The 12633-nt window shown below is 72.8% G+C and carries 15 protein-coding genes; 6 read left to right on the top strand and 9 right to left on the bottom strand.

The window, feature by feature from the left end; all coding sequences use genetic code 11:
* Positions 1 to 60: 60 nt before the first annotated feature.
* Positions 61 to 702: a TetR/AcrR family transcriptional regulator gene (locus ACGFK0_RS32425; RefSeq protein WP_392911853.1), complete on the top strand. Its 642-nt coding sequence runs from the start codon at positions 61 to 63 to the stop codon at positions 700 to 702.
* Between the two features lie 31 nt (positions 703 to 733).
* Here ACGFK0_RS32425 and ACGFK0_RS32420 read toward each other — a convergent pair whose 3' ends face one another.
* The 6 genes from ACGFK0_RS32420 to ACGFK0_RS32395 all read right to left on the bottom strand — a co-directional run bounded on the left by ACGFK0_RS32420 (position 734) and on the right by ACGFK0_RS32395 (position 5730).
* The gene (locus ACGFK0_RS32420; protein ID WP_392912132.1) at positions 734 to 1588 is read right to left on the bottom strand and encodes a glycosyltransferase family 2 protein; all 855 of its coding nucleotides are present in this window, start codon (positions 1586 to 1588) and stop codon (positions 734 to 736) included.
* Between the two features lie 89 nt (positions 1589 to 1677).
* Complete coding sequence (locus tag ACGFK0_RS32415) at positions 1678 to 2541, bottom strand: CDP-alcohol phosphatidyltransferase family protein (protein ID WP_392911851.1); 864 nt, start codon at positions 2539 to 2541, stop codon at positions 1678 to 1680.
* Positions 2531 to 3586, bottom strand: a complete 1056-nt coding sequence (locus ACGFK0_RS32410; RefSeq protein WP_392912129.1) for an iron-containing alcohol dehydrogenase family protein — start codon at positions 3584 to 3586, stop codon at positions 2531 to 2533. Before ACGFK0_RS32410 ends, ACGFK0_RS32415 begins: the two co-directional genes overlap by 11 nt.
* A gap of 49 nt (positions 3587 to 3635) precedes the next feature.
* A complete protein-coding gene (locus tag ACGFK0_RS32405; RefSeq protein ID WP_392911849.1) occupies positions 3636 to 4367 on the bottom strand; it encodes a sugar phosphate nucleotidyltransferase in 732 nt (243 codons plus the stop codon).
* On the bottom strand, positions 4364 to 4996 hold the full coding sequence (locus ACGFK0_RS32400; RefSeq protein WP_392911847.1) for a DUF5941 domain-containing protein: 633 nt from the start codon (positions 4994 to 4996) through the stop codon (positions 4364 to 4366). Before ACGFK0_RS32400 ends, ACGFK0_RS32405 begins: the two co-directional genes overlap by 4 nt.
* Positions 4993 to 5730 carry a hypothetical protein gene (locus tag ACGFK0_RS32395; protein ID WP_392911844.1) on the bottom strand — a complete coding sequence of 246 codons (738 nt, stop codon included), beginning with the start codon at positions 5728 to 5730 and terminating at the stop codon, positions 4993 to 4995. Before ACGFK0_RS32395 ends, ACGFK0_RS32400 begins: the two co-directional genes overlap by 4 nt.
* A gap of 85 nt (positions 5731 to 5815) precedes the next feature.
* Here ACGFK0_RS32395 and ispD point away from each other — a divergent pair, with 85 nt between their 5' ends.
* Positions 5816 to 6517: a 2-C-methyl-D-erythritol 4-phosphate cytidylyltransferase gene (ispD, locus tag ACGFK0_RS32390; protein WP_392911842.1), complete on the top strand. Its 702-nt coding sequence runs from the start codon at positions 5816 to 5818 to the stop codon at positions 6515 to 6517.
* Entirely contained in the window at positions 6514 to 7296 is a 783-nt protein-coding gene (locus ACGFK0_RS32385) for a glycerophosphodiester phosphodiesterase (protein ID WP_392911840.1), read from the top strand. Before ispD ends, ACGFK0_RS32385 begins: the two co-directional genes overlap by 4 nt.
* A gap of 30 nt (positions 7297 to 7326) precedes the next feature.
* Here the strand turns inward: ACGFK0_RS32385 and ACGFK0_RS32380 are convergent, their stop codons facing one another.
* Positions 7327 to 8112, bottom strand: a complete 786-nt coding sequence (locus ACGFK0_RS32380; protein WP_392911838.1) for a hypothetical protein — start codon at positions 8110 to 8112, stop codon at positions 7327 to 7329.
* Between the two features lie 99 nt (positions 8113 to 8211).
* Positions 8212 to 9294 (bottom strand): glycosyltransferase family 2 protein, encoded by a 1083-nt coding sequence (locus ACGFK0_RS32375; RefSeq protein WP_392911835.1) that lies wholly within the window; start codon positions 9292 to 9294, stop codon positions 8212 to 8214.
* 159 nt (positions 9295 to 9453) lie between these two features.
* Between ACGFK0_RS32375 and ACGFK0_RS32370 the strand changes: the two genes are divergently transcribed.
* From ACGFK0_RS32370 to ACGFK0_RS32360, 3 genes are all read left to right on the top strand, one after another.
* Entirely contained in the window at positions 9454 to 11124 is a 1671-nt protein-coding gene (locus ACGFK0_RS32370) for an LCP family protein (RefSeq protein WP_392911833.1), read from the top strand.
* 39 nt (positions 11125 to 11163) lie between these two features.
* Positions 11164 to 11964, top strand: coding sequence for a thioesterase family protein (locus ACGFK0_RS32365; RefSeq protein WP_392911831.1), 801 nt, complete (start codon positions 11164 to 11166; stop codon positions 11962 to 11964).
* Positions 11965 to 12039: 75 nt separating this feature from the next.
* Entirely contained in the window at positions 12040 to 12471 is a 432-nt protein-coding gene (locus ACGFK0_RS32360; RefSeq protein WP_392911829.1) for a hypothetical protein, read from the top strand.
* A 63-nt stretch (positions 12472 to 12534) separates the two neighbouring features.
* Here ACGFK0_RS32360 and ACGFK0_RS32355 read toward each other — a convergent pair.
* Positions 12535 to 12633, bottom strand: a 99-nt coding sequence (locus ACGFK0_RS32355) for an acyl-CoA dehydrogenase family protein (protein ID WP_392912127.1), incomplete at its 5' end; no start/stop codon positions are given.

Here is a 12633-nt window from a genome sequence, read left to right as displayed (position 1 = left end):
AGTGGCCGGACGCGCGGGTTAGGCTAACGCTGCCCCATTCGCACGGGTGGACGGAGAGCGATGACCGGCCGAAATCCCGCGCCCAGACGCAGCTACGGCGGCCGCACGGCCGAGGAGCGCCGCGCCGAACGACGGGAGCGCCTGCTGGCCGCCGGGCTCGAACTGTTCGGTACCCGCGGCTACGCGGCCACCTCCATCGAACGGCTGTGCGCGACGGCGAGCGTGTCGACCCGCAACTTCTACGAGGAGTTCTCCGGACGCGAGGAACTGCTCGCCGCGCTGCACCACGACATCAACGAGCGCGCCGCGCAGGCCCTCACCGCCGCCTACGCCGAGGCGGCGGACGCGGACCTGCCGGCCCGCGTCGAAAGCGCCGTGCGCGCGTTCGTCACCGTCACCGCCAGCGACCCGCGCTGGGCCCGCATCGCGTTCGTCGAGATCATCGGGGTGAGCACCGACCTGGAGCGGCACCGGCTGCGCAGGCGCGCCCGGTGGGAGGAGTCCCTGGTCGCGATGGCCCGCGAGGCCGTCGAGCGCGGCGAGGCCATCGACCGCGACTACCACCTCACCATGATCGCCGTCATCGGCGCCGTCAACAACCTCGTCCACCACTGGTCCGCCCGCGACCAGGACATCCCGCTGGACGACATCGCCGCCGAACTGGCGCATCTCATCCTCGCCGCCGTGACGACGCCCCGATGACGAGCGGTGCCCGGGTGACGGGCGGCCGGGCCTAGATGATCGGCGGGCGGCCCGTTCTCGTCATGCGCCAGGCGGTGCGCCACGAGATGGGGCGGCGGGGGCCCGCGGGTTTGCGCCAGCCTTCCGCGAAGCCCTTGAACCACGGCTTGAGGGCGCTCGGCCTGCGCTCGCGGAGGACGGTCATGGCGACCCACACGGCGAGGTAGGTGAGGGCGAGCGGCCACGGCAGGTTGCGGCGGGCCAGCCACACGCGGTTGCGGGCGTTGTAGCGGTAGAACATGTCGTGCCGCGTGGGCAGGACGGCGGGGTGGAACATGACCGCGGCCGCGTCGTAGACGATGCGGTACCCGGCGTTGAGGATCTGCCAGGCGAGGTCGGTCTCCTCGTGGGCGTAGAAGAAGTCCTCGGGGAGGCCGCCGCCGGCGTCGAACGCGGCGCGGCGGACGGCGCAGGCGCCGCCGAGGAACGTGGTGACGGCGGAGGAGCGTTCGGGGTCGCCGGCGCGCAGCCGGGGGACGTGGCGGCGTTCGCCGCGTCCGCCCTCGGGGTCGCGGACGCGGAACGAGACGACACCGAGGTCGGGTTCGGCGGTGAACCTGTCACGCAGGTGCGCGCCGAGGCGGGTGGAGCGGTACCAGCCGTCGTCGTCGAGGAAGAGGATGACGTCGCCGGAGGACGCCGCCACGCCGCGGTTGCGGCCGGCGGGGATCCCGACGTTGCCCGGCAGGCGCAGGAGCGTCACGCGCTCGTCGTCGAAGACGGGGTCGTCGCCGGGCAGCCAGTCGCCCGCGACGCCGTTGCCGACGAGGACGACCTCGACGGCGACGTGTTCCTGCTCGAAGGCGCTGCGCACCGCGCGGGCCAGTTCCGCGGGACGATTGCCCATGGTCAGGACCACGACGCTGAGCGCGACGCCCCCGTCCGCGCGGGAGGACTGTTCTCGCGGGTCCACGGCTTCCTCGTCGAGGTCGGCGGTCACTTCAGCCTCCGGGAGGCGAGGATGCTGACCAGGTGCAGCAGCGTCTGGACGACCGCGACGGCGGCGACCGCGGCCATGAGGACGCGGGTCGCGGCCGGCGTCTCGGTGCCGAGGACCGTGTCGACCACCGCGGCCGCGAGGATCAGCAGGGACAGCTCGACCGCGCCGATGATGCGGTGGAAGCGCAGCATCGACACCGCCTGCCGGGCGAGCGCGATCTTGGTGGAGCGGGGACGCAGTGCGCGGTCGCCGCCGGTGGGGTCGGCGGGCAGGCCCGACTTGGCCCGCGCGACGACGACGTTGTCGGTCTCCGCCTTGATCAGCGCGGCGCCGAGCGCGGCGACGAGGCCGAGCTCCACCCAGCCGCCGCTCTCCCAGCCGCCCTGGGCGGCGAAGCCGAGGCCGATGAGCAGCGCGATCTCCGACAGGTAGTGGCCGATCCGGTCGAGGAACACCCCGGCCACCGAGGTCTGCCGCAGGTAGCGGGCGACCTCGCCGTCCACGCAGTCGAGCAGCAGGTAGACCTGGATGAGCACGGCGCCGCCGAGCGCCGTCCACAGCGCGCCGGTACCGGACGCGGGCAGCGACACCACGACGCCGGCGAGGACGCCGCTCGCCATCATCAGGTAGGTGAGCTGGTTGGGGCTGAACCCGAGGCGCAGCGCGATCCAGCCGAAGTACGGGGACAGGTCGCGCATGTAGAGGCGGCCGGCCCAGTGCTCCTCGTTGCGCCGGTCTCTCAGTCCGGGGGGCTGGCCGTACCGGCGGACGTCGGCGACCTTGGCACCTTTGCGGTGCGGGCGCTCGTCGTCGCCTGGGGGCTCGGGGGATCGGCTCCGCCCGGGGAGCTCAGCCTCCATGGGCCTGGACATACTGTTCCACCGCCTTGAGGGTCTCACCCTTGTCGAGGCCGAGGTATTCCAAGATCGTATAGCGGCCGGGCCGGGTCCGCGGGGCGTGCAGGACGGCGTCCGCGAACTGGTCGACCGACAGCCCGACGTCACCGGGGAAGCGCGGCAGCCCGTGCCGGGCGAGGCACGTGAGGATCTCGTCGAGGCGTCCGGCGCCCTGCCCGAGGCGGGTGGCCCGCAGGTGGTAGCAGAACGCGGTGCCGAGCCCCGCCAGCTCACCGTGGTGCGCGGTGTCCGGGTAGAGCTGGTCGACGGCGTGCAGGATCTCGTGCTCGCCGCCGCTGGCGGGACGGGAGTCGCCCGCGAAGGCCATCGACATCCCCGACAGCACCAGGCTCTCGGCCAGCACGGTCAGGAACCGGTCGGACTCGATCGACTCCGGCTGGTGCAGCAGCGCCTCGGCGGCGGTCCGGGCGACGGTGAGCGCCATCCGGTCGACCCGCTCGCCGCACTGCTCCGCGGCGAGCAGCCAGTCGTCCACGGCGGAGAAGTTGCTCAGCACGTCCCCCACCCCGGCGCGGACGAGGCGCGGCGGCGCGGCGTGCACGTAGTCGAGGTCGACGACCATCGCGAGGGGCATCACGACGCCGAACGAGCCCTTGCCGTTCTCGTGCGTGAGGGAGGCGACCGGGGAGCAGATCCCGTCGTGGGACAGGTTCGTGGCGACCGACACCATCGGGATGCCCGACAGCGTCGCCGCGTACTTGGTGGCGTCGATCGTCCGGCCGCCGCCGATGCCGACGACGGCCTCGTACGACCCGGCGCGCAGCTTGGCGGCGAGGTCGACGGCGGCGTCCACGGTGCCGTCCGCGACGCGGTACACCTCGCAGGCCGACAGGGACGGCCGGACCTGTTCGGCGATCTGGTCGCCCTGGCCGGGCCCGACCGCGATCGCCACGCGCCCTTCGGTGGCGATCCGCTTGTCGGCGAGCAGGTCGCCGAGGGCGGCGACGGCACCGCGCCGCACATCGATGGAGAGCGGCGCGTTCAGCATCCGCGTCAGCAGGGGCATGAGCCTCCTCGTCGTCCGCGCTGTCGGGGGCCTAGTAGCCCTTGGCGATCCGCCGGGCCTTCTCCAGGTCGTCGTGGTTGTCGACCTCCACCCAGTCGACCTCGCCGATGGGCGCGACGCCGATGCGGCCGCCCCGGTTCACGTGCTCCTGGTAGCCGTCCTCGTAGTAGAGGTCGGGGTCGCGTTCCCAGGTGGTCTTGAGGGCGTCGGCCAGCGGCCCGGCGGCGGCGGGCTCGATCAGGGTGGCGCCGATGTACTCGCCGTTCGCGGTGGACGGATCCATCAGCTTGGTGATGGTCCGCAGGTGGCCGTCGCCGTCGAGAATGACCTTCATCTCCTCGTCGGCGAGAGTTTTGACGTCGTCCACCGCCAGGAGGATGTCCGGCCCGCGGTTCGCCAATAGGGTCTTCTCGACGCTCACCGGATGGACCGTGTCGCCGTTGACCATGAGGACGCCCTTGGAGAAGTGCTCGCGAGCCAGCCACATGGAGTAGGCGTTGTTCCACTCCTCGGCCTTGTCGTTGTGGACCAGCGTGATGTCCACGCCGTACCGCGCCTCAAGGGCGGCCTTGCGCTCCTCGACGGCGCCCGCGCGGTAGCCGACGACGATGACGACGTCGGTCAGGCCGACTTCGGCGAGGTTGCCCAGGGCGATGTCGAGGATGGTGGTCTCCCCGTCCACGGGGACCAGGGCCTTGGGGAGGGTGTCGGTGTACGGCCGCAGCCTCCTGCCCGCTCCTGCCGCCAGCACCATGCCGATCATGCTTCCTCTTCCTTCAGGTCGACCATCACGCCGCTCCCGCGGCTGTTGCGCACCCACGTGACGACGCTCTCGCCGCCGAACAACACGCCAAGGTAGGCGGCCAGCGCGGCGTACGCGAACGGGAGCAGACCGGAAAGGCCCGCGGCGGCCGCGAACAGCATCCGGCCCTCCCAGCCGAGCCCGGCGCGCAGGACCCACTCCTGTGGCCGGGACCCGTGGCGGGTGCGGTACACGATGTCGTAGTGGTGGAGCGCGAGAACCGCGATCAGCACGTAGACGAGCGGCGCCGGGACCGCCTGCGCGAACCCCAGCACAGCGAGGTAACCATACTCGATCCCGCGCGACATGGGCGGTACGAGCCAGTCCAGGCGTCCGGTGTGCGGGTGCGCGGAACACGGCCCCGCCAGGAGCAGGACGATGACCGGGGCGAACAGCGCCGGCTGCGGGCCGCCGTCGCCCCGCGGGAACAGCAGGACGGCCGTCAACGCCGCCGCGGCGGCGGTGGCGGGCAGCGGCGGGAGCCGTCCCCTCGCCATCCGGCCGAGGCCGCGGCACGCGGGACCGTCGTCGCGGTAGGCCCGCACGGTGTAGGCCGGCGCGGTACGGGCGGGCGCGGGCGTGGCCGTCATGTGATCGACCTCCTCGATCGTTCGGTCAGGGTGACGGCGGTGGCGGCGGACCCCCAGGCGAGAAGCACGGCGAACGCCGGCCGGGCACCGGCGGACGCGGCGGTGACCGAGATGAGCGCGAACCGCTCGGCGAGCGGCAGCCCGAGGCTGTTGCGGGCGCGCCGCAGGACGTCCCGGCGTGCCGGCAGGGGCGACCGGGGCGGCCGGGTGCGGCTCGCGGCGAACGACGCCTCGATCGTGTGCCGGACGGACAGCAGCGCGGCCGCGCCGATCGCCGCCCACCACAGGCCCCCGCCGGACGCCGCGGCCCCGGCGGCGAGCCCCGCGTACACCGCGTACTCCTCGGCCCGGCCGAGGACGGCGGCCGGGCGCCCGCCGGACGGACCCGCCCGGCCGGCGCGCAGGCCGTCCGCACCGCCCCTGCCCGCGTGGCCGAGGACGAGCGAGACGCACAGCAGCAGCGCCCCGGCGACCAGCCCGCCGCGCGTCCCGGCGGAGAACCACACCGCGGCGAGCGCCGCGGCCGCCAGGGCGATCGCCGAGACCGCGCCCGGCGTGAGCCCGCGCCGGGCCGCCCACCGGGCGACGAACGGCGCGCACGGGCGCACCACGCGGGCGCCGATGAGGCCGTCGTCGTCCACGGCTTCGACCGCCTCTCGGTCCGGGCGGATGATCGCGGGGTGGTCCGGTACGTTGAGCGTGTCCGGACGGTCACACCGGAGCGCCTGATCCATCGGGGCCTCCGGCCGGTCGGAACATCATGTTCAGATGCACAGCGTAGTGGCTCGATGACCGAATGTTGTGGACAACCGAGGTGAGATGGCGACGCGGACCGTTGCGGTGGTGCTGGCGGGCGGGGTGGGCGAGCGGATGGGCGCGGGACGCCCCAAGCAGCTCATCGACGTCGGCGGGCGCCCGATCCTCGCGCATGCGATCGACGCGTTCGACACGCATCCGGGCATCGGCGAGGTGGTGGTCGTGATGGCGGCGGGGCATCTGCGGGAGGCCGCGGCGGCCGCCGCGCCGTTCCGCAAGACGACCGCCGTGATCGAGGGCGGTGACACGCGCACCGCCTCCACGGCCGCCGCGCTGCGCACCCTGGCCGGGCGCCCCGACGACGTCCGGGTGCTGTTCCACGACGCGGCCCGCCCCTTCGTGGACCACCCGGTGATCGACCGCGTCCTGGACGCACTGGACGCCCACGAGGCCGTCGCGGTCGGGCTGCCCGCGTCCGACACGATGGTCGCCGTCGAGGACGGCCTGGTCGTGTCCATGCCGCCGCGCGAGACGATGGTCCGGTTCCAGACTCCGCAGGGGTTCCGGCTCGGTACGATCCGCAAGGCGTACGAGCTGGCCCTCGCCGACCCGGGGCTGCGCGCCACCGACGACTGCGGCATCGTCCACCGCTATCTGCCGGACGTCCCGATCCGGGTGGTCGCGGGCAGCGAACGCAACCTCAAGGTCACCCAGCCCCTCGACGTCGTCGTCGCCGAACACCTCGCCACCGGAGACACCCCTTGACCTCTGCGCGGACCCCGGTCTTCGAGAGCGCCCCCGCGATCATCGGCCACCGCGGCTACGGCTCGGGCGATCCGACGCCGCCCGGCTCCGAGTCGCCCGTCGCCGAGAACACGCTGCCGTCGCTGCTCGCAGCCGTCGACGCGTGCCGCCGTGCCCCGGGCACGCCGTGGATCGAGATCGACGTGACGCGCACCGCCGACGACGACCTCGTCCTGCGGCACGACCCCACCACCGCGGACGGGCACTACATCGTGGACCTGGCCGCCGCGGCCAGCGGGCTACCCCGCCTCACGGAGATCTTCGACGCGCTGCCGGCGGACGTCGCGGTGGACGTCGACGTCAAGACCGTCCTGGAGGACGCGGTGGACGCCCCGTCCCGCCGCACCGGCGCGCTGCTCCTCCCGCTGCTGAAGCGCGAGGCCCGGCGGCGCCGGCTGCTCGTCACCTCGTTCGACCCGTCGCTGCTGACGTTCCTGAAGGACGAGCTGCCCGGCGTCCCGCTCGGCCTGCTGACGTGGCTGCGGTACCCGCTGTGGAACGCCGTCCCGGCCGCGGCGGGCCTCGGGATGGACGTGGTCGCCGTGCACACGGGCTCGTGCGGCCTCGACCACCCCGACACGCGGCTGCGTCCCCTGGCGCACTGTGTCGACGTCGCGCACAAGGCGGGCCTTGAGGCCGTCGTCTGGTGCCCCACCGCGGAGACGGCCCCTGCCTACGCGGCCGCCGGTTTCGACGCGATGGTGGTCAACGACATCCCCGGCGTCCTCGGCGCGCTCTGACCACGGTACGGACGCCGGGTACCCGGACGGTCACGTCGGGCGGTTGCCGCCGTACATCTGCGTCCACTCGCCCGGGTTGTCGTCGTCGGAGTCGCTTCGGGACGACGGCTTGGGACCGTCGTCGGCGGGCGCGGGCGCCGGCGCGGGAGGGGCGGCGGGCAGCGGAGGCGGGTTGGAGGCGCCGGGCTGAGCGGACGGCTGCCCGTACTGGGGTGCGCCGCCGTGGGGTGCGCCGCCCTGGGGCGGGCCGCCCTGCCACGGCGGGTTCTGGCCCGGCGCGGGAGGACCCTGCGGCGTGTGGTGCGCCCCCATGGGCGCCTGGGCGCCGTGCATGGGAGGCGGGCCCATCGGCGCGGGCGGCGGCCCGCCGAAACGCGGTGCGGCCCCGGCGGCGGTCCGGGACTTCCACCGCGACGGCGCCAGGGACGCCACCAGGAGCCCGACGCCGATCACCAGGAAGATGCCGTAAGGGGCGAGCAGTGTGTACCCGAGCCACAGGTCCCCGGGGAAGAGGTCCCGGTCGAAGTTCTCGAACGCCCAGCGTGGCGACGCGACCCAGAGCAGGCCGATGGCCGCGTAGACCGCGCCGGGGATGAGCGATGCGACCGGCGACACCCGCGAGCCCGCCACCAGCCCGAGGAGCACGGCGGCGACCAGCAGCACGGCGGCGCCGACCCATCGGCCGCTCCCCTCGAAGGCGAGCGTCCGAGCGTATCGGCCGAGTTCGCTCGTGCCGTACATCAGGCACACGGCGATGACAGGTGTCATGACGAGGCCGATCACCACGCCTAGGCCGTGACGTGCTCCGCTGGACATGGCGACCTCCGAACAGTGGCGGGCGAGATCCCGCCAAACCTAACCCCCGGACGTGAGGGTACGCACCCATGTTCGCAGGTGGTTTTGTGCTTTCGTCCGTCAGTGGACGGACTGGCCGGGTTTGACCGGGGTGGGCTGGCCGAGCCCCGGCGGGCTGGTGAGGAAACCGACGCCCCAGGTCAGATGCATGGTGGCGAACACGAGCGGAAGGCGGACCCAGGCCGACACCGGCAGCCCCCGTCCCTCCACGGCGGCGCCCGCGATCATCGCGGCCGCGTACCCGCCGGGCAGCAGCCAGCCCGGCCAGAATCCGAACGCCCCGGCGACCGCGCCCGCGGTCATCGCGACCACGGCGATCGGCGGCGCGAGGTAGCGCAGGTTGAGGGTGCCCTGGTGCTCGCGGCCGACGACGCGCCGCCAGCGGCCGGTGTGGAAGTACTGCTTGGCGAGGGCCCGCAGGTTGGGGCGCGGGCGGTAGGTGACCCGCATCCGCGGGGTGAAGAACACCCGGCCGCCGGTCTCCCGGATGCGGTGGTTCATCTCCCAGTCCTGCGCACGGACGAACGTCTCGTCGTAGCCGCCGACGCGGTCGAGTGCGCTGCGGCGGAACGTCCCGAGGTAGACGGTCTCGACCTCGCCCGCCTCGCCGCCGGTGTGGAAGCGCGCGTTGCCGACGCCGAGCTTGGACGTCATCGCGCGCGCCACGGCCTTCTCGAACGGGGTGATGCCCTCCGCCGCCATGATCCCGCCGACGTTGTCGGCGCCGGTCTCCTCCATCGTCTCGACGGCGGCGCGGACATAGTCGTCCGGCAGCAGCGAGTGCCCGTCCACCCGGACGATGATCGAGTACTGCGACGCCTTGATCGCGATGTTGAGGCCCTGGGGAGTGCGTCCCGTCGGGTTCGCGACGACGAGGACGCGCGGGTCCTCGGCGGCGAGCCTGCGGGCGATCTCCTCGGTGCTGTCGCGGGACGGCCCGATGGCGAGCACGAGTTCGAGCTCGCCCGGGTAGTCCTGGGTGAGGATGCCGCGTACGGCCTCCGTCAGGTGGCGCTGCTCGTTGAGGACCGGCATCACCACCGACACGGCGGGCCAGGTGCGTTCACCGGAGTCGGAGCGGGGCTTCACGGCGTACTGGGTTTCCTGGTTCGTGGCGCGCTGGACATGGGGAGACGAATTCATGGTGGGCTCGCGGGCTCTCCGGCCGAGGGCCGGGTGTGGTCGAGACGGCGCCACGTTACTCCAAGGACACGAGGTCCAGGTAGCGAACGGACGGGTGTTCCCACTTTAGAGTGGTGTGGACTCGCGTCAGAACGATGTCCTCGGGAGGCGGCGGCCGGCATGGCAGACGGGCACGACTCAGGTCGCGGCGACACCGGCGGGCCGGAGGCCGATCCGCTGGAGCGCTACTTCCGGCCCCGTCCGGGCTCCCACGCGGCGCCCGGCGACGGCGGCGACGGCGACATCGAGGGCGTGACCGTCGACGGGATGCCGGCGCCGCGGGTACCGGTGGAGAGCCCGCGCGGGCCCCGCCGCCCCGGCCGGGGGCTGAGCCCGCGGGCGGCGATGAGCGCGCGGCGGCAGAAGCGGTTCCTGATGGTCACCGGGACGATGTCGGCGTTCGTGCTGCTCACCTCGGGCGGCGCGTGGGCGTTCCAGAACTATGTGACCGGCATGATCGACAAGGTGTCGGTCGGCGGTCTCGGCGAGGGCGGCGGGCCGAAGGGCGCGATGACGATCCTGGTGGCGGGGGTCGACCGCCGCGACGGGCTGACCAGGGCGCAGCAGAAGGCCGCCAAGCTCGGGCACCAGCAGGGTGAGCGCTCGGACACGATGCTGCTGGTGCACGTGTCCCGCGACCACGACAGCGTGTCGATCGTGAGCCTGCCGCGCGACTCCCACGTCACGATCCCGGCGCACAGGTCGAACGGCTCGGAGGGCGCGAAGGGGGCGCGGATTCCGTCCCGTCCGGGCAAGCTGACCTGGGCGTACCAGTTCGGCGGCCCCGACCTCACGGTCAGCACGATCAAGCGGGCGACGGGCCTGTCGATCGACCACTACGTCGAGGTCAACTTCTACGGGTTCGTGCACATGGTGGACGCGCTCGGCGGCGTGGACGTGTGCACCGAGCAGCCGGTCAGCGACGTCAAGAGCGGGCTGAGGCTCCCGGCGGGCACGTCGCACGTGGACGGGATGAAGGCCCTGGCGTTCGCCCGCGCCCGCTACTCGCTGACGGGCGGCAGCGACCTCGGCCGCATCGACCGGCAGCAGCAGTTCATGGCGTCGATGCTGAAGCAGGCGCTGTCGACGAAGACGCTCGGCGACCCCGTCAAGTCGACGAAGTTCCTGAACGCGGCGCTGAAGTCGCTGCGCGTCGATCCCGAACTCGCCGACAACCTGCCGGAACTCGCCGACCAGATGAAGGACCTGTCGACCGACGACCTGACGTTCGCGAAGGTCCCCCTCTCCAACCCCGACCACCAGGCCGTCCTGTGGAACTCGCCGTCCGCGCAGTCGACCGTCCAGTGGGATCAGGGCAAGGCGCGCGACCTGTTCGCCAAGATCCGCAAGGACGAGCCACTGGCCGAGCGGACCGGGAAGCCGAGCGCCACGCCGTCCCAGAAGCCCGGGAACGAGCTGACGGTGCCGCCGGAGGACATCTCCGTCCGCGTCCTGAACGCGATCGGCACGCGGGGCCTGGCGACGAAGGCGGGCGCGCAACTGGAGGAGCTGGGCTTCGACGTGACCGTCCCCCCGGGCGTGGCGCGGACCGGCCTCCAGAAGACCCAGATCCAGTACGGGCCGGACGGCGCGGACGCCGCCAAGACCCTGGCCGCCGCGATTCCGGACGCCAAGCTGAAAAAGGTGTCCTCGCTCGGGTCGAAGGTGCAGGTCATGGTCGGCGCGAACTGGGACGGCGTGAAGAAGGTCGAGGTGGCGGCGCCGAGCGGATCGCCGTCGCCCCGCTCGGGCATCGACACCGACACCGCCACGCAGAAACTCTGCGGCTGACCATGTCTAGAATGCTGTTCTAGATTTGGAGGGAGCCGCATGACCGAGGACGCGCCCGCCGAGGCGTTCTACGAGCCGCTCGGCGACGGGCGGTTCGCCAGCACCCCCGCCACGGCCGGGCCGTGGTCGCCGGGGTTCCAGCACGGCGGGCCGGTCTCGGGCCTGATCGGACGGGCCTTCGAACGGCACGACCCCGTCCCCGGCACCCGGGTCGCACGGGTCACGGTCGAGCTCCTCAGCCCCGTCCCCGTGGCGGTGCTGGACATCACCGTCCGCGTCGTCCGCCCCGGCAAGCGGATCACGCTCCTCGAAGCGGAGATGACGCACGAGGGGCGTCCCGTCGTCCGCGCCACCGCCTGGCGGATCATGGCGGCGCCGTCCCACCTGGAACCCGTCGTCCACGCACCCGCCCCTCCGCCCCTCCCCGGCACGACGCCGCCGTTCCCGGAGTGGCCGGGCGTCCACACGGGCGGCTACCTCTCCGCGATGGAGTGGCGCCTCGTCCGCGGGGCCTTCGGGCAGCCGGGTCCCGGCACGACCTGGGCACGCCCCCGCGTCCCGCTGGTCCCCGGCGAGTCCGACACACCGCTGGTGCGCGCCCTGACGCTGGCCGACAGCGCGTCCGGCGTCGGCAGCCAGCTCGACCTCGCCAAGTGGATGATCATCAACACGGACCTGACCGTCGCGCTGCACCGCGACCCGGCCGGCGAGTGGCTGTGCATGGACGCGTCCCTGGATGCGAGCCCGGGCGGCAGCGCCCTGTGCCACGCGACGCTCGCCGACGCCTCGGGCGAGTTCGGCCGGGTGATGCAGACGCTCATCGTCGACGAACAACGGTGACCGCACGTTCTTGATCGAATACCGTGGGTAACAAGGCAGGTGACAGAGAGTAGTCACCCGTCAGGAGTCCACAGAATGTCGACCAGGATTCTCACCCTGCTCACCACGGCCGCCGCCACGCTGACCCTCGCCGGCGGCATCACCGCCGCGCTCGCCGCACCGCCGCCGGCCCCGTCCGACGCCGCGCCTTCACCGTCCGCGTCCCCGTCCGCCACGGCGTCGCCCGGCAAGGACGACGCCGCCCTGGAGGAATGCCTTGACGCGGACTGCAAGGTCGAGATCACCGACGGGCAGGAGATCACCCTCGACGACAAGTACGGGGTGAAGCCGATCAAGGTCAAGGTCAACGGCACGCGCGTGACCTTCGCCATCCGCACCCACACCTCGCAGGCCATCACCACCGTGGACGCGGACCGCTCCAACACGAGCACGAGCTTCAACGGCATCACGCTCCGCCCGCGCATGACCAAGGACGGCAAGGTCATGCTCACCGTCTCCCACGATTGAGCGCCGCCCGGCGGGTGGCGGTCACCGGCGACCGCCACCCCGGCGTCGGGAGCCGCGGACGGGCTACTTGAGGAGCTGGCGGGCCATGACCATGCGCTGGACCTGGTTGGTGCCCTCGTAGATCTGGGTGATCTTGGCGTCGCGCATCATCCGCTCCACCGG

Source organism: Spirillospora sp. NPDC048823, from assembly GCF_043198445.1.
GTDB lineage: Bacteria > Actinomycetota > Actinomycetes > Streptosporangiales > Streptosporangiaceae > Spirillospora.
This window is presented reverse-complemented; position numbering and strand designations above follow the sequence as displayed.

Bases quoted from the DNA above. Each gene is read 5' to 3' on its own strand.
- ispD (WP_392911842.1), top strand. From the start codon at position 5,816: ATGGCGACGCGGACCGTTGCGGTGGTGCTGGCGGGCGGGGTGGGCGAG.
- ACGFK0_RS32400 (WP_392911847.1), bottom strand. From the start codon at position 4,996: ATGACGGCCACGCCCGCGCCCGCCCGTACCGCGCCGGCCTACACCGTG.
- ACGFK0_RS32370 (WP_392911833.1), top strand. From the start codon at position 9,454: ATGGCAGACGGGCACGACTCAGGTCGCGGCGACACCGGCGGGCCGGAG.
- ACGFK0_RS32380 (WP_392911838.1), bottom strand. From the start codon at position 8,112: ATGTCCAGCGGAGCACGTCACGGCCTAGGCGTGGTGATCGGCCTCGTC.
- ACGFK0_RS32365 (WP_392911831.1), top strand. From the start codon at position 11,164: ATGACCGAGGACGCGCCCGCCGAGGCGTTCTACGAGCCGCTCGGCGAC.
- ACGFK0_RS32395 (WP_392911844.1), bottom strand. From the start codon at position 5,730: ATGGATCAGGCGCTCCGGTGTGACCGTCCGGACACGCTCAACGTACCG.
- ACGFK0_RS32410 (WP_392912129.1), bottom strand. From the start codon at position 3,586: ATGCTGAACGCGCCGCTCTCCATCGATGTGCGGCGCGGTGCCGTCGCC.
- ACGFK0_RS32415 (WP_392911851.1), bottom strand. From the start codon at position 2,541: ATGGAGGCTGAGCTCCCCGGGCGGAGCCGATCCCCCGAGCCCCCAGGC.
- ACGFK0_RS32360 (WP_392911829.1), top strand. From the start codon at position 12,040: ATGTCGACCAGGATTCTCACCCTGCTCACCACGGCCGCCGCCACGCTG.
- ACGFK0_RS32405 (WP_392911849.1), bottom strand. From the start codon at position 4,367: ATGATCGGCATGGTGCTGGCGGCAGGAGCGGGCAGGAGGCTGCGGCCG.
- ACGFK0_RS32375 (WP_392911835.1), bottom strand. From the start codon at position 9,294: ATGAATTCGTCTCCCCATGTCCAGCGCGCCACGAACCAGGAAACCCAG.
- ACGFK0_RS32425 (WP_392911853.1), top strand. From the start codon at position 61: ATGACCGGCCGAAATCCCGCGCCCAGACGCAGCTACGGCGGCCGCACG.
- ACGFK0_RS32420 (WP_392912132.1), bottom strand. From the start codon at position 1,588: ATGGGCAATCGTCCCGCGGAACTGGCCCGCGCGGTGCGCAGCGCCTTC.